This is a genomic window from Pseudomonas mandelii (assembly GCF_024138395.1).
Lineage (GTDB): Bacteria > Pseudomonadota > Gammaproteobacteria > Pseudomonadales > Pseudomonadaceae > Aquipseudomonas > Aquipseudomonas mandelii_E.
Genome location: NZ_JAMYDU010000005.1, coordinates 317683 through 337938 on the forward strand (window position 1 = coordinate 317683; position 20256 = coordinate 337938).

Sequence of the window (20256 nt, forward strand, 5' to 3'; positions counted from 1 at the left end):
GCGATTTTAAATACGCAACAAATCAGCAATATCAGAAACAAAAAACGGAGCGTTCGCACGCTCCGTTCTTCGTTCAAGTCGCAAAAATTACTTGCCGACTTGCTTTTCCTTGATTTCCGCCAGGGTCTTGCAGTCAACGCACATGTCGGCGGTAGGGCGGGCTTCCAGTCGCTTGACGCCGATTTCGACGCCACAGGATTCGCACCAGCCGTATTCTTCGTCTTCGATCAATTGCAGGGTTTTGTCGATTTTCTTGATCAACTTGCGCTCGCGGTCGCGGGCGCGCAATTCGAGGCTGAATTCCTCTTCCTGACTGGCACGGTCTGCCGGGTCCGGGAAGTTGGCCGCTTCGTCTTTCATGTGATCAACAGTACGGTCGACTTCCTGCATCAAGTCCTGTTTCCACTTGTTCAGGATCTTGGTGAAGTGAGCGCGCATGGGCTTGCCCATGTACTCTTCGCCCTTCACTTCTTTGTAGGGTTCGAAGCCGCTGATCGACTGGTTCTGCTGTTGCTTTGCTTGGGTGGGCATGAAATGGACCGCCTCTACTCTTGTAATCCATTGCGCAGGATTGCTCCATCACCGACACCTGCCGGCCCTGCGGCTGCAAGCGGGCGAACTTACCAGATCAAATCGGGCCGCGCTACTCCCGGATGTCGAGCCCGCGGCCCATGGGCCTTGCAAAAGATTGCAAAGCCTTGCCTGGTGGCTCTGGAGACCTGATCAATTATTGATTTTAGTCAAACCTGGAGCATACGCTTGAATCGTTTGAGAGCAGCGTTATATGGGCTCTGACCGCTTTAGGCTCTCGCTCGTTCCTGCGCTTGAGTAGAATCGATTCTTTTCCCCGTTGTAAGGAAGGCTAATGGCTCTGTCCTACAGTGCGCGCAGTCGCGCTATCGAACCGTTTCATGTCATGGCGCTGCTGGCGCGGGCCAATGAGCTGCAAGCGGCTGGCCACGACGTGATTCACCTGGAAATCGGCGAGCCGGACTTCACCACCGCCGAGCCGATCATCCAGGCCGGCCAGGCTGCGCTGACGGCGGGGAAAACCCGTTACACGGCCGCTCGCGGTCTTCCCGAGCTGCGTGAGGCCATTTCGGGCTTTTATCAGCAGCGTTATGGGCTGAACATCGATCCGCATCGCATCCTCATCACGCCCGGCGGTTCAGGCGCGTTGCTGTTGGCCACTGCCCTGCTGGTGGATCCAGGCAAGCATTGGCTGTTGGCAGACCCGGGTTACCCGTGCAACCGGCACTTCCTGCGGCTGGTGGAAGGCGCGGCGCAGCTTGTTCCTGTCGGTCCGGACGTGCGTTATCAACTGACCCCGGACCTGGTCGCGCGTCACTGGGATCACGACAGCGTCGGCGCCCTGGTGGCATCGCCGGCCAACCCGACCGGGACCATCCTGACCCGCGACGAACTGGCCGGGCTCTCTGCAGCGATCAAGGCCCGCCATGGCCATTTAGTGGTCGACGAGATCTACCATGGCCTGACTTACGGCACGGATGCGGCCAGCGTGCTGGAAGTCGATGACAGCGCCTTCGTCCTCAATAGTTTTTCCAAGTATTTCGGCATGACCGGCTGGCGCCTCGGTTGGCTGGTAGCGCCTGAGGCGGCGGTCGGTGAGCTGGAAAAACTTGCCCAAAACCTATACATCAGCGCGCCGAGCATGGCCCAGCACGCCGCATTGGCTTGCTTCGAACCCGCCACCATCCAAATTTTCGAGGAGCGCCGCGCCGAGTTCGGCCGACGTCGTGATTTCCTGTTGCCCGCCCTGCGGGAGTTGGGCTTCGGTATCGCCGTGGAGCCGGAAGGCGCGTTCTATTTGTATGCCGATATCAGCAAGTTCGGCGGCGATGCCTTCGCGTTCTGCCGGCATTTTCTCGAAACCGAGCACGTTGCGATCACGCCGGGCCCGGACTTCGGGCGTTATCAGGCCGGGCATCATGTGCGGTTTGCCTACACCCAGAGTCTTCCACGCTTGCAGGAAGCGGTTGAGCGCATCGCTCGTGGTTTGAAGAGCTGGCAAGGCTGATGCTTTTTCATCCTCCCCTCGAAGAAGGTCGCTTGATTCGTCGCTACAAACGTTTTCTTGCCGATATCGAGACCGTTAGCGGCGAGTTGCTGACCATTCACTGTCCTAACACCGGTTCGATGCTTAATTGCCAAGTCGAAGGCGGGCAGGTCTGGTTCAGCCGTTCCAACGACCCCAAGCGCAAATTGCCCGGCACTTGGGAAGTCGGGGAAACCCCTCAGGGGCGGCTGTTCTGCGTAAACACCGGGCGCGCCAACGGTTTGATCGAGGAGGCCTTACGGGCCAATGTCATCATCGAGCTGAACGGCTTTACCGAACTGAAGCGCGAAGTGGCCTACGGTCAGGAAAGCAGTCGCATCGATTTCCGTCTCGATTACCCGAGCGGGCCTGCGTATGTGGAAGTCAAAAGCGTCACCCTGGGCTTCGATGGCTCGTTGGTGGCGGCGTTTCCCGACGCGGTGACCCAGCGCGGGGCCAAGCATTTGCGGGAGTTGGCGCATTTGGCCCGGGACGGGATTCGTGCCGTGCAGCTGTATTGCGTGAACCTGACCGGCATCGACTCCGTGCGCCCTGCTGACGAAATCGATTCGGCCTACGCGGCGGCGTTGCGCGAAGCGGTGGCGTGTGGGGTCGAAGTGCTGGCGTATGGCGTGCACTTGACCCACGAAGAGATGGTGGTCGATCGGCGGCTGGAAGTGCTGCTTTAGAGCGTGACCCAGATCCCTTGCTCGTCTTCGCGGCAGGGGATGGTGTTCAAGGATTGCCCGGCGCACGGCCCGGCGACGCATTCGCCGTCTTCGATCAGAAACAGTGCGCCGTGGGTGGCGCACTGGATCAGGCTGTTGCTGGGGTCGAGAAATTGGTCGGGTTTCCATTCCAGTCCGACGCCCCGATGCGGGCAGCGATTTTCATACACATACACCCGGCCGGCCCGGCGCACGGCCAGGAGTTTCTGACCGTCGACGTCGAAACCGCGACTGCTCGCGTCAGCCAATTCGGCGCCTGTGCAAAGAAACTTCATGTCTATCCTCAAGTCTCGCTCGTGACCAGATATGTCCGAGCTTGACGTTCAAATGCAAACAATTATCAAATGGCCGTTCACCCACAGGGCGATTGCCGGATGCCGAGGATACTTGGCCTGTCCACTCGATGCCTGGGAAAACCTTTAAAGGAAGCTGTTTATGCGCCTGAGTACCCGCGTTGCTGCGCTCTGTGTTGGCCTGCTCGTCAGTCACCAGGCCATGGCAGCCGAGTTACCGCAACGTTGGGTCAGTGCCGGTGGTGCCTTGTCGGAGTGGGTCAGCGTATTGGGCGGTGAGTCGAAACTGGTGGGTGTCGATACCACCAGTCAGCACCCCGAATCGCTGAAGGCACTGCCAAGCATCGGCTATCAACGGCAACTCTCGGCAGAAGGCATTCTGAGTCTGCGTCCGCAGATCCTGGTGGGCACCGAAGAGATGGGGCCGCCACCGGTGCTTTCACAGATTCGCAGCGCGGGCGTTCAGGTCGAACTGTTCTCGGCCCAGCCAGATTTGCCGACATTGCAGGGCAACTTGCAGCATCTGGGCAAATTGCTGGGGGCTGAAGATCGGGCTTCGCAAGTGTTCCAGACTTATCAACAGCAGCTAGATCAGCAACAAGCCCGGGTCAGTCTGGCGCAACTCAAACACAAAGCACCGGGCGTATTGCTGCTGTTGGGGCATGCGGGTGGTAAACCGTTGATTGCCGGTAAAGACACTGCCGCCGATTGGTTGCTGCAACAGGCCGGTGGCCAAAATCTGGCAACCCATACTGGCTACAAACCGTTTTCCGTAGAGTCCCTGGCCAGTCTCAATCCCGAAGTACTGGTGTTTGCCGACCGTGCGCTGACGGGCGATGCGGCGCGCGCGGCGTTGTTCAAGGAGAATCCGATCCTCTCGTCCACCCGCGCAGCCAAGGACGGGCGAGTCATGGAACTGGACCCGACGTTGTTGGTGGGTGGACTGGGGCCAAGGTTGCCGGAAAGCTTGACCAGGCTGTCTGACGAGTTCTATCCCGGTACGACCGGCCAATGACTTTTCTGGTTAAACCCCGTGCATTATTCATTGGCCTGAGCCTGCTGTGTTTGCTGGCGATCTGGTTGTCGCTGGCGCTGGGACCGGTGAGTCTGCCGTTGTTCGACACATTGCGCGCGGCGTTGCGGCTGATTGGTTTGCCAATCGCGCCTGACGGGTTGGAGCAGGCCGAGTTGATCCTCGGGCAGATTCGCTTACCGCGAACCTTGCTCGGCTTGGCGGTGGGTGGCGTTTTGGCGCTGTCCGGCGTGGCAATGCAGGGCTTGTTTCGCAATCCTCTGGCCGATCCGGGATTGGTGGGGGTCTCCAGTGGCGCGGCATTGGGCGCCGCCATCGCGATTGTCGGCGGTTCGGTGTTCGGCGGTCTGCCTGAATCCTTCGGGCCTTATCTATTGTCGGTGTGCGCGTTTCTCGGCGGGCTGGGTGTGACGGCGCTGGTCTATCGACTGGGGCGGCGCAATGGCCAGACCAACGTCGCCACCATGCTGCTGGCCGGTATTGCATTGACTGCCCTGGCCGGCTCGGCGGTAGGGTTATTCACCTATCTGGCGGATGACGCGACCCTGCGCACCTTGACGTTCTGGAACCTGGGCAGCCTTAACGGCGCCAGTTATTCGCGACTTTGGCCGTTGCTGCTGGTGAGCACCGGTGTGGCGCTGTGGTTGCCGCGTAGGGCCAAGGCCTTGAATGCACTGTTGCTGGGGGAGTCGGAGGCCGGCCATCTGGGCATCGACGTCGAAAGCCTCAAGCGCGAACTGGTGTTCTGCACGGCGCTGGGTGTCGGTGCGGCGGTCGCGGCGGCGGGAATGATCGGGTTTGTCGGTCTGGTGGTGCCGCATCTGGTGCGATTGCTGGCCGGCCCCGATCATCGGGTGCTGTTGCCGGCGTCGGTATTGGCGGGCGCCAGTCTCTTATTGTTTGCCGATCTGGTGGCGCGACTGGCCCTGGCGCCGGCCGAGCTGCCGATCGGGATCGTCACGGCTTTCATTGGCGCACCGTTCTTCCTGTATCTACTGCTCAGAGGGCGCGCCTGATGTTGCGAACGCAGAACCTGCAAATCCGGCGCGGTCGAAAGATTGTTCTCACGGACATCACCCTTGAACTCAAACCGGGCGAAGTCCTCGGCGTGCTGGGTCCCAACGGTGCCGGTAAAAGCACATTGCTTGGCGCCCTGTGCGGTGAATTGGAGGCGGACCACGGCAGTGTCTGGCTCGATGAGCGCGAACTGAGTCATTGGGCCGGGGCGCAGCGAGCCCAGCGTTTGGCGGTGTTGCCGCAGGTGTCGACCCTGGACTTTGCCTTTCGTGTCGAAGAAGTGGTCGGCATGGGGCGTTTGCCTCATCAAAGCGGCCGGGTTCGGGATGACGAGATCATCGCCGCCGCGCTGCACGCGGCCGATGCGCAGCACCTGAGTGGTCGCAGCTATCTGGCATTGTCTGGCGGTGAGCGTCAGCGGGTGCATCTGGCGCGGGTGCTGGCGCAACTCTGGCCGGGGGAGGTGGGGCAAACATTGTTGCTCGATGAACCGACCTCGATGCTCGACCCGCTGCACCAACACACTACTCTGCAAGCGGTGCGCGAATTCGCCGATCGTGGCGCCGCGGTGCTGGTGATCCTGCATGATCTGAACCTGGCGGCACGCTATTGTGATCGACTATTACTGCTCGAAGGTGGGCGTCCCGTGGCGCTGGATACGCCGGAGCAGGTGCTGCGCCCGGAACCGCTCAAGGCCGTGTTCGGGCTGGAAGTACTGGTGCAGCCGCACCCGGAGCGTGGGCATCCGCTGATCATCGCCCGCTGAGCATTTCATCGAGGTGAGAACATGCGTGTGATGGTGATCCTGGCTGTGCTGTTACTGAGTGCCTGTCAGCATGTGTCGGTGGTGCCGCCACCCGTCAGCGGCGAGATCCGGGACCTGCGCAGCGGTCAGACCCTGACGGCGCAGGAACTGCTTGCACGGTTAGCCAAGCCTTCGCGGTTAGTCATCGGCGAGCAGCATGACAATCGTGATCACCATCAACTGCAATTGTGGTTATTGCAGGCACTGAATGAGCAGCGGCCCCAAGGCAGCTTGCTGCTGGAAATGCTCACGCCGGATCAACAAGTGCGCGTCGATCATGTTCGGCAGTCTTCACCGCTACCGGCGGACTTGCCCAATGCATTGGCTTGGCAACCGGGTTGGGACTGGAATCTGTACGGGCCGATCGTTGGTTTTGCCCTGACTCAGCCGTACCCGTTGCTGGCGGCCAATCTGGACACGCTTGAAGTCCGTACTGTCTATGCCAAGCTGCCGACATTGAGCGGTTCGCGCTCCAACGCCCCGATGGTAAGGGAGACGTTACTGGCACAAATCAGCGATTCCCATTGCGGCTTGCTGCCCACCTCGCAAATGCCCGCGATGCTGACTGTCCAGCAGCAACGTGACCGGCGGATGGCCGGGCGATTACTGACCGCACCTGCGCCTTCACTGTTGTTTGCCGGCGCATACCACGCGCGCAAGGATGTTGGGGTGCCGATCCATGTACAGGACTTGGGTGAGCACGAGGCGCCAACCGTATTGATGTTGGCGGAGCAGGGCGCCGAGGTCACGCCGGCCATGGCCGATTACGTCTGGTATACGCCCGCCACGCCGCCGCAGGATTACTGCGCGCAAATGCGTAAACAGTTCGGCAAGCAGTCAGGGCAGTAAAACCTGGCGAGTTTTCCACAGGCAAAAAAAGACCCGGCAAGAGCCGGGTCAAATAACCGTGATTAGCCTGATGAGGAGATAATCCGAGAGTCCGAACCAAGGGCTTTTCAGAATATCGACCAGTCTCGCGACCAGTTGTGATAATCATAGCGATTCTCATTACCAAGTCAACCGCTGATTTTTAGTTTCTGCGAATTTCACTAGTTCCCGTGTTGAAGGTCCCGTAATCATTGCTCTTCAGGCTTGTTTGCTTAAGCGTAATTACCCATTCAAATCTTGTGGCGTGACGAGATGGCGTCCAGTTGTTTGTTCAAGGCTTCCTTGCGTTCGGCGGGAATGTCGTTCCAGTGAACGTCCATCAGTGCGCCTTCGATCGCATACAACAACACCTTGGAAGCCCGAAAACCGCGCGTGCGCACGGCCCGATAAGCATCCACAGCTCCCAGCCGACGCAAGTCCGATGCACTGTGGATGCCCACGGCATGCAGCCATTGCGCCGACGTCTTGCCAAGATTTTTCAGGTGTTGCAGTTCATCATTCATCAAGCCTCCTTGCGACAGCCGAACGGTGCGTGGGCGAGCCTCTCAGCAGTGTAGCCATCAGTAGGAAAAGCGTGATTGTTTGGTCGGTTTCGACGCAAAAGCTTCTAAGAAGCGGGCTCAAGAAGCGGCTGCGAGTGCAGTCGGGAAGCGGGGGGAGGATTGAGTTTTCGGGGTAAAAAAAGTACAGAGTCCAGCGCAAAGCAGGGGCGCCGGACCTGATAGAAAGGTCGTTTTCAGCGGGTGCGATAACGCAGTCGCGTACCGAAATTCATCGACATCAGAATCTCATCGGCGCTCAGCTCTGGCGGGAAGTAGGCGCCGGAGATCTGTGCATGAGCCAGGCTCGCACCTTCCAGCGAAGAGTTGCGAAAGTCGATGCCGCGCAAATCGGCAGAGCGAAAATAGGCATCGGTGAAGTCGACGCCGTCGGCGTTCAGTTCACGCAGATCGAGACCACGAAAGTCGCCACCGACCATGTCGATGGGGCCGGCTTTCGGGCGTTCATTGTTAAAGCCTGTGATGTCGTCTTTGTGCAGCAAGGCAAAAAGCGGGGTATCGAGAAGTTTCGGCTGGCTCATGTCGCATCACCTGATGGTTTTATGACGCCAGTATAGTGCCACTATTTGACAGCCGTGAAGCCGGTGAAGGCTTCACGGTTGAAATAGTTTCTTACAGGCCTGGCAGACGTTGGCGAATCTGCGCAACGACAGTATCGAGCGTGCCGCTTTCATTGGTCTGGACGCGTTTGCTGCAGAGAATTTCTGCTGGCGTCAGAGCCTCGCGGCTGGCTTGCTGGGCGGCGATAACGGTCAGGTTGGCGTCGGACGGATCGTTATTGTCTGCCTGACGTTGCTTCAGCCAGCTCTCGATCACCGCTTGCGGTGCGTCGCAATCGAGAATCAGGAACGGCGCGCCCGTGGCTTCGGCGATTTTTGCCGCGCCGTCGCGTTGGTCACGCTTGAGGTACGTGGCATCGACCACCACCGGGAAACCGGCATGCAAAATTACACCGGCAATTTCATGCAGACGGCTGTAAGTCGCAGCGCTGGCGTCGGCACTATAAATGCCGGCCTGCAGGTCATTCGGTACGGCTTGCTCACCGAATATACGCTTGCGCTCGACATCGGAACGCAAGCGGATGGCGCCCAGCGCTTCCACCAGGCGCATGGCCACGTGGCTTTTACCGACAGCGGAAACACCGTGGGTAATCGCCAGAAAACGCGAAGGAATGGTGCTGTAGCTTTCCGCCAGGTTGGCGTAGTTGCGGTACTGGCGCAGGGTAGTGGCGCGTTGCACCGGATCGGCCTCGGCCGGCATGCTGAACAGGCTGACCTTGGCGCGAACCAATGCGCGGTAGGCTTTATAGAAGTTCAGCAGCTCAAGGCCCTGATAGTCGCCGGTCAGCTCCAGGTATTGGCTGATGAAACGGCGCGCCAGGCTCTTCAGGCCGCGGTCTTCCAGGTCCATGGCCAGGAAACCGGTGTCTGCGTAAATATCGGTGAAGCGGAACGGTTCATTGAACTCGATGCAGTCGAAGATCACGACCTTGCCATCGATCACGGTGGCGTTGCCCAAGTGGATATCGCCGTGGCATTCACGAATGAAACCGTCGGCCTTGCGCTGGGCGAACAGCGGCTTGAGGCGCTCGAAGCTGCTTTCGGCCCAGGCTTGCAGTGCATCGAGTTGCAGCAGATCGGCCTTGTCGCTGAGGAACGGACGAATCTGTTCGAAGTTCTGCCGTACCGGCGCCATGACGCTGTCCGGCGTGCCGGCTTCGTGTTCGGCAGGTACTTTCGGCGCGCTGAGGTGGAACTGAGCGATTTGCTGCGCCATCTCGTCGATGTGCGTGGTGGTCAATTCGCCATTGGCTTGCAAGGTGCTGAGCAGACCGTTCTGCGGGAACTGGCGCATTTTCAGGGCGTAATCGACGACCGGGCCTTCGCCGCCCAGTTGTGGTTCTTCGGCGCTGCCAGTGATCGGCAACACTTCCAGATACAAATCATGGGTCAGGCGCTGGTTCAGGCGCAGCTCTTCAGCGCAGAAATGCTCGCGAGCCTCAAGGCTGGTGAAGTCGAGGAAGCCGAAATTCACTGGCTTCTTCACTTTATAAGCGTAGGGGCCGGTGAGCAGGACCCAGGAAATATGGGTTTCGATGACCTGAAACCCTTCTACGGGATGCGGGTAGAGGGCCGGGTTTTGCAGGGCAGCGATCAGGGACTGGCTCACAGGCGATCCTTCAGAGTCTGGGAAAAATTCAAGGCCGTCATTATGGCCGCAAGTCCGCCCGACGCAAACCTCGGCGGGCTTCTGTTGGGGATGAATAAAGTGCGTATAATCCGCCGCCATGACTCGTACTCGATCCCCCCGCACCCCCAAAAAACCACCTTCCAAGGGCATGCGCCCCTGGCTGGGCTGGGCCCTTAAACTCAGCCTGGTCGGCCTTGTGGTGCTTGCCGGGTTCGCGGTTTACCTCGACGCTGTGGTCCAGGAGAAGTTCTCCGGCAAGCGCTGGACCATCCCGGCCAAGGTATATGCGCGCCCGCTTGAGCTGTTCACCGGCCAAAAGCTGAGCAAGGAAGACTTCCTCACCGAGCTCGATGCCTTGGGCTACCGACGCGAAGCCGTCAGCAACGGCCCCGGCGCGGCGGCGGTCAATGGCAATACCGTCGACTTGAATACCCGTGGCTTCCAGTTCTATGAAGGCATGGAGACGGCTCAACCTGTGCGCGTGCGCTTCTCCGGTGATTACGTGGCCGAGCTTTCGGCGACCAACGGGTCGAAGCTTTCTGTGGTGCGACTGGAGCCGCTGCTGATTGGCGGGATTTACCCGAAAAACCTTGAAGATCGCATCCTGATCAAAATCGATCAGGTTCCGCCGTATCTGCTCGAAACCCTGATTGCCGTAGAAGACCGGGACTTCTACGGCCACTGGGGCGTGTCGCCGAAGTCGATTGTCCGAGCCATCTACGTCAACACCTCAGGCGGCAAGATGACCCAGGGCGGCAGTACGCTGACGCAACAGTTGGTCAAGAATTTCTACCTCACTAGCGAACGCAGCCTGACCCGTAAGCTCACCGAAGCCATGATGGCGATGTTGCTTGAGCTGCATTACGACAAGCGCGAAATTCTTGAGGCTTACCTCAATGAAGTGTTCGTCGGCCAGGATGGTCAGCGCGCGGTGCACGGTTTCGGCCTGGCCAGCCAGTTCTTCTTCGGGCAGCCTTTGTCCGAGCTGAAACTGCATCAAGTCGCTTTGTTGGTGGGCATGGTCAAGGGGCCGTCCTATTACAACCCGCGTCGCAACCCTGAGCGGGCGCTGGAGCGGCGCAATCTGGTGCTCGATGTTCTGAAGGAACAAGGCGTTGCCACGGCCGAGCAGGTTGAGGCAGCGAAGAAAATGCCTCTGGGTGTGACCACTCGCGGCAAGTTGGCCGACAGCTCGTTCCCGGGCTTCCTTGATCTGGTCAAACGTCAGTTGCGCGAAGACTACCGCGACGAAGACTTGACCGAAGAGGGGCTGCGAATTTTCACCAGTTTCGACCCGATCCTGCAGATGAAAGCCGAAGCCTCGGTCAACGACACGTTCAAGCGTCTGGCCGGGCGCAAGGGCTCCGATGAGGTTGAGGCGGCCATGGTCGTGACCAACCCGGAAACCGGAGAAGTCCAGGCGATGATCGGCAGCCGTCAGGCGGGTTTTGCCGGTTTCAACCGGGCGCTGGACGCAGTGCGACCGATCGGCTCGTTGATCAAACCGGCGGTTTATCTGACAGCCCTTGAGAAGCCGAGCCAGTACACGCTGACCAGTTGGCTGTCGGACGAATCCTTCTCGGTCAAAGGCGCGGACGGTCAGGTCTGGAAACCGCAGAACTATGATCGCCGTTCCCACGGTACGGTGTTCCTTTATCAAGGGTTGGCGCATTCCTACAACTTGTCGACCGCACGTCTGGGCTTGGCGGTGGGCGTACCGAATGTCTTGAAGACCCTGGCACGTCTGGGTGTGAGTCGCGAGTTCCCGGCGTTCCCGTCGATGTTGCTGGGTGCCGGTGGCTTGACCCCGATCGAAGTGGCGACCATGTACCAGACACTGGCCAACGGCGGATTCAATACGCCGATGCGCGGGATTCGCAGCGTACTGACTGCCGAGGGCGAGCCGCTCAAGCGTTATCCGTTCCAGATTCAGCAGCAGTTCGATCCGGCGTCCATTTACCTGGTTCAGAGCGCCATGCAACGAGTCATGCGTGAAGGTACGGGCAGTTCGGTTTACAACGTGTTGCCGAAAACCCTGACCCTGGCCGGCAAGACCGGTACCAGTAACGATTCGCGGGACAGCTGGTTCGCCGGTTTCAGTCAGGATCTGCTGGCAGTGGTCTGGCTGGGACGCGATGATAACGGCAAGACGCCGTTCACCGGTGCCACCGGTGCGTTGCAGGTCTGGACCAGTTTCATGCGCAAGGCCGATCCGCTGCCGCTGGACATGCCGCAGCCGGACAACATTGTTCAGGCCTGGGTCGATTCGCGCACCGGTCAAGGTTCTGAAGGCAGTTGCCCAGGCGCGGTGCAGATGCCGTATATTCGCGGCAGCGAACCGCCTCCTGGCGCCGCTTGCGGTGGTGAAAACCCTGCTGAGTCGGTGATGGATTGGGTCAAGGGCTGGATGAATTAAGCAAAGAGGGTTTCAAGTGAACAAGTGGTTGATTCCGGCGGTGACTGCCGTGGTTTTGCTCAGTGGCTGCTCCACCGTACAGCGTGGTTCGATCCCGGTTGTGGATTCGGGCACTGCCGTCTCCAACAGCGAACGGATTTCGGCGAATGGCGGTTTCCGGCAGTCGACGGTAAAACGTCCTGCACAAGCCCAGACCCAGGCGATCCCGCAAGGTGACACTGGCGTTGTGGTGATGGTGCCGGGTGGTGGCGCCGTTTCCTCGGCACCGATCAGCACTTCGCCAATTACCCCGGGCCCGATCACTCCGGGGCCGATCGATACCTCGCCGGTCCAGTCGGCACCGATCAATCAGGGCAGCTACAGCATGCCATCGACGCCGAGCGGGATTCCTTCGACGAGCTCCGGCGGCCTGTCTGCCGATGAGCAACTGGACGGTCCGGTCCTGGCGTTGTTGACCACTGCCCAGCAGCAACAGGCCAGCGGCGACCTTAATGGCGCGTCCTCCAGTCTCGAACGCGCCCAGCGTGTCGCGCCGCGTGAGCCCCAAGTGCTTTATCGTCTGGCCCAGGTGCGTATGGCCCAAGGCGATGCGGCACAGGCTGAGCAATTCGCTCGTCGTGGTTTGACGTTCGCCAATGGTCGTCCGGCCCTTCAGGCCAGCTTGTGGGAATTGATCGCCCAGGCTCGTGAGAAGCAGGGTGACTCCGCCGGTGCAGCGTTGGCGCGTCAGAAGGCCAAGGTCTCGCTGTGATGGATGCACGCTTCCCGAAGATTGCCGAGCAGTTGCTGTTGATTGAGCGCGAACTGCGCGTCCAGGGCTGGTGGGACGAAGTCTCGCCGTCCGCTGAAGCGCTTTCCAGTGTCGAGCCGTTTTCGGTGGATACGCTGGATTTCGAGCAATGGCTGCAATGGATCTTCCTGCCAAGAATGAAGTCGATCCTGGAACTGGATCTGCCATTGCCTAACGCGTCGGGGATCCAGGAGATGGCCGAAATGGTCTTCGCCGCCCGCAACGTCCAGGGCAAGGATCGGCAGCTTCAGGTCTTGCTCAAAGAGTTCGACCTGCTGATCACCGCCTCTCGCTAACTCCGATCCGTTGTAGGAGCTGTCGAGTGAAACGAGGCTGCGATCTTTTGATCTTGTCTTTAAAAGTCAAAATCAAAAGATCGCAGCCTCGTTTCACTCGACAGCTCCTACAGGTACCTACATGCAGTTTTTCGCAATCTGTTTCTGCGCTTCGGTGATGCGCTCCTGACGTTGTTGATCGGTCAGGCGGCGCATCTCACCGTCGACATCCTCTCGTAGTCGCGGATTATTCTGCAGTTGAGCCAGGTTCGTTCGGGCTTGCTCGCAGAATACTGTTAGCTGGGCTTGTTGCTCGGCGACCTGCTTTTTCACTTTGTTGTCGATGGCCCGTTGATCGCCTATCACGTTGCTGCGCGTTGGCGTGTCCGGTTTGCCGACGGGCGGGGCGGGCGTCACCACGAGGATAGACTCCTGGCCTGGGGGCGGTTGCGCATTGAAATGGGTAACGCCTTGGGCATCGACCCATTTATAGATCTGACCCGCCATGCATAAAGGGCTCAGGCTGATCAGCAAGCCGGCGGTGAAGAAGAACGTTCGCATGCCATTTCCTTGTCATGGGTGCGCAATCGAAGCTAACACAGTTGCGGTTTAAAGGTTTTTTCTTGCGTTCTCATGCGCTTAGTTCGAATAAAGCACATTGACGGCTTGACTTGCGATGGGCGAAACAGAAGAATCCAAAGTCCGCTGTAGAGGGACTGCCAGAAGCAGACCCGCTCGGTAGATCATGAGGCGCACATCCGCGCCGACCTGTTACACCCGCAACGCGTTACCTCGCGCTGGGTGGGAAAGGCCCGCAACACTTGGGACGATCCCAATACTTGCTCAGTCAGTGCTGACGTAGTCGGCGACCACCGTCGCTCATGCTCTGCCGAGAAGTAAACCTATTAAGACCCGTCCTCTTTGTATGTGGGCGGTATTCTGGCGTTTTAGAGGTGAACAACGTGGAGCTTTTATCTGGCGGTGAGATGCTCGTCCGCTTTTTGCGTGACGAAGGCGTCAAATATATCTACGGGTACCCGGGTGGTGCTCTTCTTCATGTCTATGATGCCTTGTTCAAAGAACCGGAAGTGACCCACATCCTGGTTCGTCACGAGCAGGCTGCGACCCATATGGCCGACGGTTATGCCCGTGCCACCGGTAAAGCCGGTGTGGTACTGGTAACTTCCGGCCCGGGCGCAACCAACGCCATCACCGGTATTGCCACGGCCTACATGGACTCCATTCCGATGGTGATCATTTCCGGCCAGGTGCCTAGCACCATGGTAGGCACCGATGCATTCCAGGAAACCGACATGATCGGTATCTCCCGGCCGATCGTGAAGCACAGCTTCATGATCAAGCATGCGTCGGAAATCCCGGAAGTCATGAAGAAGGCGTTCTACCTGGCGCAATCCGGTCGTCCTGGTCCGGTCGTTGTCGATATCCCGAAAGACATGACCAACCCGGCCGAAAAGTTCGAATACATCTTCCCGAAAAAAGCCAAGCTGCGTTCCTACAGCCCGGCCGTTCGCGGTCATTCCGGGCAAATCCGCAAGGCAGCCGAAATGCTCCTGGCGGCCAAGCGTCCTGTGCTTTATGCAGGCGGCGGCGTGATTCTCGGTGGTGGCTCTGCGCCGCTGACCGAGCTGGCGAAGATGCTCAACCTGCCCGTGACCAATACCCTGATGGGTTTGGGTGCCTACCCTGGCACCGACCGTCAGTTCATTGGCATGCTCGGCATGCACGGCAGTTACACCGCCAACCTGGCGATGCACCATGCCGATGTCATCCTTGCAGTCGGCGCGCGCTTCGATGACCGCGTGATCAACGGCCCGGCCAAGTTCTGTCCGAATGCCAAGATCATTCACATCGACATCGACCCGGCTTCGATCTCCAAGACCATCAAGGCAGACGTGCCTATCGTCGGTCCGGTCGAGAGTGTCCTGACTGAAATGGTCGCGATCCTCAAGGAAATCGGCGAGACCCCGAACAAGGAGTCCGTTGCCAGCTGGTGGAAGCAAGTCGATGAGTGGCGCGGTGACCGTGGCCTGTTCCCTTATGACAAGGGCGATGGCAGCGTGATCAAGCCGCAGACCGTGATCGAAACCCTGTGCGAAGTGACCAAGGGCGACGCCTTTGTGACCTCCGACGTGGGCCAGCACCAAATGTTCGCCGCGCAGTACTACACGTTCAACAAGCCGAACCGCTGGATCAACTCCGGTGGTCTGGGCACCATGGGCTTCGGTTTTCCGGCGGCAATGGGCATCAAATTGAGCTTCCCGGATGATGACGTCGCCTGCGTTACGGGCGAGGGCAGCATCCAGATGAATATTCAGGAGCTGTCGACCTGCCTGCAATACGGTTTGCCGGTGAAGATCGTCATTCTGAATAACGGTGTACTGGGTATGGTTCGCCAGTGGCAGGACATGAGTTATGGTAGCCGCCACTCGCATTCCTACATGGAATCGTTGCCTGACTTCGTCAAGCTGGCCGAGGCCTATGGTCACGTTGGCGTGCGCATCACCGAATCGAAAGATTTGAAGTCGAAGATGGAAGAGGCGTTCGCCATGAAAGATCGCCTGGTGGTTATCGATATTTCGGTCGACACCAGCGAGCACGTCTACCCGATGCAGATCAAAGACGGCTCCATGCGCGATATGTGGCTGAGCAAGACGGAGCGTACTTAATCATGCGGCACATTATTTCCTTGCTTCTGGAAAACGAACCGGGCGCTCTGTCTCGTGTAGTCGGCCTGTTCTCGCAGCGCAACTACAACATCGAAAGCCTGACCGTGGCCCCCACTGAAGACCCGACTCTGTCGCGTCTGACGCTGACCACTGTCGGCCACGATGAAGTCATCGAACAGATCACCAAGAACCTGAACAAGCTGATCGAAGTGGTAAAACTGGTCGACCTGTCGGAGAGTGCTCACATCGAGCGCGAACTGATGCTGGTCAAGGTCAAGGCCACCGGCGCCCAGCGCGCCGAGATCAAGCGCACCACCGATATTTATCGTGGGCAGATCGTTGATGTCAGCGCTAGCGTGTATACCGTTCAATTGACCGGTACCAGCGACAAGCTCGACAGCTTCATTCAATCGATCGGGACCGCCTCGATTCTGGAAACCGTACGCAGTGGCGTCACCGGGATTGCCCGCGGCGACAAAGTACTGAGCATCTAAACCAAATTAGCGAATGGCCTGAACGGCCAGGATATAGAGGGGAATTTCATGAAAGTTTATTACGAAAAAGACTGCGACCTGTCGATCATCCAGGGCAAGAAAGTTGCCATCATCGGTTACGGTTCCCAGGGCCACGCTCAAGCGTGCAACCTGAAAGACTCCGGCGTTGACGTTACTGTTGGTTTGCGCAAAGGTTCGGCCACTGTTGCCAAAGCCGAAGCCCACGGCCTGAAAGTGACTGACGTTGCTTCCGCCGTAGCGGCTGCCGACCTGGTCATGATCCTGACCCCGGACGAGTTCCAGTCTGCCCTGTACAAGAACGAAATCGAGCCGAACATCAAGAAAGGCGCCACCCTGGCCTTCTCCCACGGTTTCGCGATTCACTACAACCAGGTTGTGCCACGTGCTGACCTCGACGTGATCATGATCGCGCCGAAAGCTCCGGGCCACACCGTGCGTTCCGAGTTCGTCAAAGGCGGCGGTATCCCTGACCTGATCGCAATCTACCAGGATGCTTCGGGCAACGCCAAAAACGTTGCGCTGTCCTACGCTGCTGGCGTTGGTGGCGGTCGTACCGGCATCATCGAAACCACCTTCAAGGACGAGACCGAAACCGACCTGTTCGGCGAACAAGCCGTTCTGTGCGGCGGTACCGTTGAGTTGGTGAAAGCCGGTTTCGAAACCCTGGTTGAAGCTGGCTACGCGCCGGAAATGGCCTACTTCGAATGCCTGCACGAACTGAAGTTGATCGTTGACCTCATGTACGAAGGCGGTATCGCCAACATGAACTACTCGATCTCCAACAACGCCGAGTACGGCGAGTACGTGACCGGTCCGGAAGTGATCAACGCCGAATCCCGTCAGGCCATGCGCAACGCCCTGAAACGTATTCAGGACGGCGAGTACGCCAAGATGTTCATCAGCGAAGGCGCCACCGGCTATCCTTCGATGACCGCCAAGCGTCGTAACAACGCCGCTCACGGTATCGAAATCATCGGTGAGCAACTGCGCTCCATGATGCCTTGGATCGGTGCCAACAAGATCGTCGACAAAGCCAAGAACTAAGTCCCGAGCTTGTACGGAAAACGCGGCCTAGGCCGCGTTTTTTCGTTTGGATCCGCCGGTTCTGGTATAAAGCTGCATTGTTTGTGGCCGAACCGTCGTCCCAGACACCTGTCGAAACTTTCCACCCCGTTGCAAGGTAAATGTCCATGAGCGAACGTCCCGAAGAGCCAAAGCAGGCTTCTGACGCCGAAAGCCTTCTGCCCATCGATGAACACATCGAAGAAGGGCATGACGCTGAAGGCCGTAAAGTCCGGCATCGTGGTATCTATCTTCTGCCGAATCTGTTCACCACAGCGAACCTCTTCGCAGGGTTCTATTCCATCATCAACTCGATGAGCGCCCAGAGTGCCTTGAGTGCGGGTGATGCTATCGGCGCGAGCAAATATTTTGCGTTTTCCGCGATCGCAATTTTCGTCGCCATGGTACTCGACGGCCTCGACGGTCGCGTTGCCCGTATGACCAACACCCAAAGTGCTTTCGGTGCCGAGTACGACTCGCTCTCGGACATGGTTGCCTTTGGTGTGGCGCCGGCATTGCTGGCATTCGGCTGGGCCCTGGGTGACATGGGCAAGGTCGGCTGGATGGTCGCCTTCATCTACGTGGCGGGGGCGGCGTTACGTCTGGCGCGTTTCAACACTCAGGTCGGCACCGCAGACAAACGTTACTTCATCGGTCTGGCCAGCCCGGCTGCCGCCGGTGTGGTCGCGGGCATTGTCTGGGCATTCAGCGACTACGGCATTCAGGGTTCCAAGATGTCGTTCCTGGTTGCACTGATGGTTGCCGCCGCGGGGATGCTGATGGTCAGTAACATCAAGTACAACAGCTTCAAGGAGCTGGACTTGAAAGGGCGCGTTCCTTTTGTCGCGATCCTCGCGGTGGTATTGGTATTCGCCGTTGTGTTCAGTGATCCGCCGCGCATCCTGCTGCTGGTTTTCCTTGCCTATGCGGCTTCCGGGCCGGTGCAGTACCTGCTGCGCCTTCGTCGCCACAAAAAAGCCGAGTGATGTAATTTCCCTCATACTCCGCAGTCTATGGGTGCATCTGTCCTCCAAAGCTGCGGAGTTGTCATGCTGATCAAAGTCCCCAAAGCGTCCGACTGTCATGAGTCGGACGTCACGCCTGAATCCCTCTACCTTTCACGTCGCAGTGTATTAGGTGCCGCCGTCGCCGGTTTGGCGGTGAGCAGTTTGCCGCGTTGGGCGAGTGCCGACGATGTTGCGCGTTATGCCGATGTCGAGTCGGGCAATGCACCGTCCTGGTTTACCGAAAAGCTTCCTTCTACCAAATGGGGGGCGGTCAACGTCAAAGACGAGGCGATCACACCTTTCAAGGACGCGACCCACTACAACAACTTCTATGAGTTCGGTACCGATAAAGGTGATCCCGCGGCCAACGCCGGTGCGCTGAAAACCGAACCCTGGAGCGTAGTGGTGGACGGGGAAGTAGGTAAGCCGGGGCGGTATGCGCTGGAAGACTTCATGAAGCCTTATCAGCTGGAAGAGCGTATCTATCGTCTTCGCTGTGTGGAAGCCTGGTCGATGGTCATTCCGTGGATCGGTTTTCCTGTTTCGGCTTTGCTCAAGGAGGTCGAGCCGACGTCCAAGGCCAAGTTCATTCGCTTCGAAACCTTGCAGGATCCCAAGAGTATGCCCGGGCAGCGTTCCGGTTTTGCCCTGATCGACTGGCCTTATGTAGAAGGATTGCGTCTGGATGAAGCGATGAATCCGTTGGCGATTCTTGTTGTGGGCATGTATGGGCGTGAGTTGCCGAATCAGAACGGTGCGCCGCTGCGTCTGGTGGTGCCCTGGAAGTACGGTTTCAAGAGCATTAAATCCATCGTGCGGATCAGCCTAGTCAGCGAGCAGCCGAAAACCACCTGGCAGAGTATCGCCTCGGATGAGTATGGTTTTTATGCGAATGTGAACCCGACAGTGGATCACCCGCGCTGGACCCAGGCACGGGAAAGGCGTTTGCCGAGCGGTCTGTTCAAGCCCAATGTGCGGGACACGCAAATGTTCAATGGTTACTCGGATGAAGTCTCCTCTCTATATACAGGGCTCGATCTGCGGAAGAATTACTGATGCGATATCCGTTCTGGCGTATTGGCGTATTCATCGCTGTAGCGATTTGGCCGCTGCTTTGGTTGTATCAGGCTTGGGCGGATGTGCTGGGGCCTGATCCAGGCAAGGTATTGGTTGACCGTCTGGGGCAGGGGACGCTTGTACTGCTGCTCATTACATTAAGCATGACGCCACTGCAGAAGCTTACCGGTTGGTCGGGATGGATAGCAGTTCGGCGCCAGTTGGGGTTGTGGTGCTTCGCTTATGTGGTTTTGCATTTGAGCGGTTACACGGCCTTCATTCTTGGCTTTGATTGGTCGCAGCTGGGCGTCGAGTTGCGTAAGCGGCCGTACATTATTGTCGGGGTATTGGGGTTTCTCTGTTTGCTGGCATTGGCGGTTACCTCTAATCGCTACAGTCAGCGGCGTTTGGGTTCTCGCTGGAAGAAACTGCATCGGTTGGTCTATGTGGTTCTCGGGCTCGGATTACTGCATATGTTGTGGATCGTGCGTGCCGATCTGAAGGAGTGGGCGATCTATACTTCTATAGGTGCGTTGTTGCTGGTGTTGAGATTGCCGCCTGTAACCCGCCGGATTCCACGATTAATAGCCAAAAAGACACCTTCTGCCAGAAAGGCGTAATTAGAGGTTGACGGCAGATTCTGAAAGCCTATAATTCGCCCCACTTCCGGCGCAGTCGAAACGGAAAACTCCTTGGTAAACAAAGAGTTACGCAGTTTTCGACAGCGGTTACGCTTCAGTTCATCGAAGCCAGAAGGAGTTGGTAAGGCAGTGTGTTGTCGCCTTATTGACGGTTCGATCTTCTCGGTCGAAAGCGGAGAAAAAGAGGTGTTGACAGCAGCGAGTAACGCTGTAGAATTCGCCTCCCGCTAACGAGAG

At 58.3% G+C, this 20256-nt stretch carries 21 protein-coding genes; 15 read left to right on the forward strand and 6 right to left on the reverse strand.

Features of this window, described 5'->3' with window-relative positions:
* Positions 1 to 87: 87 nt before the first annotated feature.
* Positions 88 to 531: an RNA polymerase-binding protein DksA gene (dksA, locus tag NHU87_RS11960; protein WP_030130357.1), complete on the reverse strand. Its 444-nt coding sequence runs from the start codon at positions 529 to 531 to the stop codon at positions 88 to 90.
* 334 nt (positions 532 to 865) lie between these two features.
* On the opposite strand from dksA, the gene NHU87_RS11965 reads away from it, so the two are divergent.
* Entirely contained in the window at positions 866 to 2038 is a 1173-nt protein-coding gene (locus NHU87_RS11965; protein WP_253548495.1) for a pyridoxal phosphate-dependent aminotransferase, read from the forward strand.
* Positions 2038 to 2745, forward strand: a complete 708-nt coding sequence (gene sfsA, locus NHU87_RS11970; protein WP_253548497.1) for a DNA/RNA nuclease SfsA — start codon at positions 2038 to 2040, stop codon at positions 2743 to 2745. Before NHU87_RS11965 ends, sfsA begins: the two co-directional genes overlap by 1 nt.
* Here the strand turns inward: sfsA and NHU87_RS11975 are convergent.
* The gene (locus tag NHU87_RS11975) at positions 2742 to 3059 is read right to left on the reverse strand and encodes a Rieske (2Fe-2S) protein (RefSeq protein ID WP_253548499.1); all 318 of its coding nucleotides are present in this window, start codon (positions 3057 to 3059) and stop codon (positions 2742 to 2744) included. The genes sfsA and NHU87_RS11975 overlap by 4 nt on opposite strands.
* Positions 3060 to 3219: 160 nt before the next feature.
* Between NHU87_RS11975 and NHU87_RS11980 the strand changes: the two genes are divergently transcribed.
* From NHU87_RS11980 to NHU87_RS11995, 4 genes are read left to right on the forward strand one after another with little or no spacing between them, the layout of a single operon-like run.
* Positions 3220 to 4092 (forward strand): heme/hemin ABC transporter substrate-binding protein, encoded by an 873-nt coding sequence (locus tag NHU87_RS11980; RefSeq protein ID WP_253548501.1) that lies wholly within the window; start codon positions 3220 to 3222, stop codon positions 4090 to 4092.
* A 50-nt stretch (positions 4093 to 4142) separates the two neighbouring features.
* The gene (locus tag NHU87_RS11985) at positions 4143 to 5126 is read left to right on the forward strand and encodes a FecCD family ABC transporter permease (protein WP_253548541.1); all 984 of its coding nucleotides are present in this window, start codon (positions 4143 to 4145) and stop codon (positions 5124 to 5126) included.
* Complete coding sequence (locus NHU87_RS11990; RefSeq protein WP_253548503.1) at positions 5126 to 5893, forward strand: heme ABC transporter ATP-binding protein; 768 nt, start codon at positions 5126 to 5128, stop codon at positions 5891 to 5893. The genes NHU87_RS11985 and NHU87_RS11990 overlap by 1 nt, the downstream gene beginning before the upstream one ends.
* A gap of 21 nt (positions 5894 to 5914) precedes the next feature.
* Positions 5915 to 6781, forward strand: coding sequence for a ChaN family lipoprotein (locus NHU87_RS11995; RefSeq protein WP_253548505.1), 867 nt, complete (start codon positions 5915 to 5917; stop codon positions 6779 to 6781).
* A 269-nt stretch (positions 6782 to 7050) separates the two neighbouring features.
* Here the strand turns inward: NHU87_RS11995 and NHU87_RS12000 are convergent, their stop codons facing one another.
* The 3 genes from NHU87_RS12000 to NHU87_RS12010 all read right to left on the reverse strand — a co-directional run bounded on the left by NHU87_RS12000 (position 7051) and on the right by NHU87_RS12010 (position 9549).
* A complete protein-coding gene (locus NHU87_RS12000) occupies positions 7051 to 7323 on the reverse strand; it encodes a TfoX/Sxy family protein (RefSeq protein ID WP_007902045.1) in 273 nt (90 codons plus the stop codon).
* Positions 7324 to 7556: 233 nt separating this feature from the next.
* Positions 7557 to 7901, reverse strand: coding sequence for a pentapeptide repeat-containing protein (locus tag NHU87_RS12005; RefSeq protein ID WP_253548507.1), 345 nt, complete (start codon positions 7899 to 7901; stop codon positions 7557 to 7559).
* A gap of 91 nt (positions 7902 to 7992) precedes the next feature.
* Positions 7993 to 9549 carry an AAA family ATPase gene (locus NHU87_RS12010; RefSeq protein WP_253548509.1) on the reverse strand — a complete coding sequence of 519 codons (1557 nt, stop codon included), beginning with the start codon at positions 9547 to 9549 and terminating at the stop codon, positions 7993 to 7995.
* Between the two features lie 118 nt (positions 9550 to 9667).
* On the opposite strand from NHU87_RS12010, the gene mrcB reads away from it, so the two are divergent.
* From mrcB to NHU87_RS12025, 3 genes are read left to right on the forward strand one after another with little or no spacing between them, the layout of a single operon-like run.
* Positions 9668 to 11986: a penicillin-binding protein 1B gene (gene mrcB, locus NHU87_RS12015; protein WP_253548511.1), complete on the forward strand. Its 2319-nt coding sequence runs from the start codon at positions 9668 to 9670 to the stop codon at positions 11984 to 11986.
* A 16-nt stretch (positions 11987 to 12002) separates the two neighbouring features.
* Positions 12003 to 12737, forward strand: coding sequence for a tetratricopeptide repeat protein (locus tag NHU87_RS12020; protein ID WP_253548514.1), 735 nt, complete (start codon positions 12003 to 12005; stop codon positions 12735 to 12737).
* Complete coding sequence (locus tag NHU87_RS12025; RefSeq protein WP_253548516.1) at positions 12737 to 13072, forward strand: YqcC family protein; 336 nt, start codon at positions 12737 to 12739, stop codon at positions 13070 to 13072. Before NHU87_RS12020 ends, NHU87_RS12025 begins: the two co-directional genes overlap by 1 nt.
* Before the next feature lie 117 nt (positions 13073 to 13189).
* Here the strand turns inward: NHU87_RS12025 and NHU87_RS12030 are convergent, their stop codons facing one another.
* Positions 13190 to 13612, reverse strand: coding sequence for a DUF4124 domain-containing protein (locus tag NHU87_RS12030; protein WP_253548518.1), 423 nt, complete (start codon positions 13610 to 13612; stop codon positions 13190 to 13192).
* 401 nt (positions 13613 to 14013) lie between these two features.
* Between NHU87_RS12030 and NHU87_RS12035 the strand changes: the two genes are divergently transcribed.
* The 6 genes from NHU87_RS12035 to msrQ all read left to right on the forward strand — a co-directional run bounded on the left by NHU87_RS12035 (position 14014) and on the right by msrQ (position 19998).
* Positions 14014 to 15738 (forward strand): acetolactate synthase 3 large subunit, encoded by a 1725-nt coding sequence (locus NHU87_RS12035; protein WP_030130347.1) that lies wholly within the window; start codon positions 14014 to 14016, stop codon positions 15736 to 15738.
* Positions 15739 to 15740: 2 nt separating this feature from the next.
* On the forward strand, positions 15741 to 16232 hold the full coding sequence (gene ilvN, locus NHU87_RS12040) for an acetolactate synthase small subunit (protein ID WP_003176102.1): 492 nt from the start codon (positions 15741 to 15743) through the stop codon (positions 16230 to 16232).
* Between the two features lie 48 nt (positions 16233 to 16280).
* Positions 16281 to 17297: a ketol-acid reductoisomerase gene (ilvC, locus tag NHU87_RS12045; protein WP_007948647.1), complete on the forward strand. Its 1017-nt coding sequence runs from the start codon at positions 16281 to 16283 to the stop codon at positions 17295 to 17297.
* Between the two features lie 146 nt (positions 17298 to 17443).
* On the forward strand, positions 17444 to 18301 hold the full coding sequence (gene pssA / locus NHU87_RS12050; protein ID WP_253548520.1) for a CDP-diacylglycerol--serine O-phosphatidyltransferase: 858 nt from the start codon (positions 17444 to 17446) through the stop codon (positions 18299 to 18301).
* A 63-nt stretch (positions 18302 to 18364) separates the two neighbouring features.
* On the forward strand, positions 18365 to 19378 hold the full coding sequence (gene msrP / locus NHU87_RS12055) for a protein-methionine-sulfoxide reductase catalytic subunit MsrP (protein ID WP_253548522.1): 1014 nt from the start codon (positions 18365 to 18367) through the stop codon (positions 19376 to 19378).
* Positions 19378 to 19998: a protein-methionine-sulfoxide reductase heme-binding subunit MsrQ gene (gene msrQ / locus NHU87_RS12060; RefSeq protein ID WP_253548524.1), complete on the forward strand. Its 621-nt coding sequence runs from the start codon at positions 19378 to 19380 to the stop codon at positions 19996 to 19998. The genes msrP and msrQ overlap by 1 nt, the downstream gene beginning before the upstream one ends.
* The last annotated feature ends 258 nt before the right edge of the window (positions 19999 to 20256 follow it).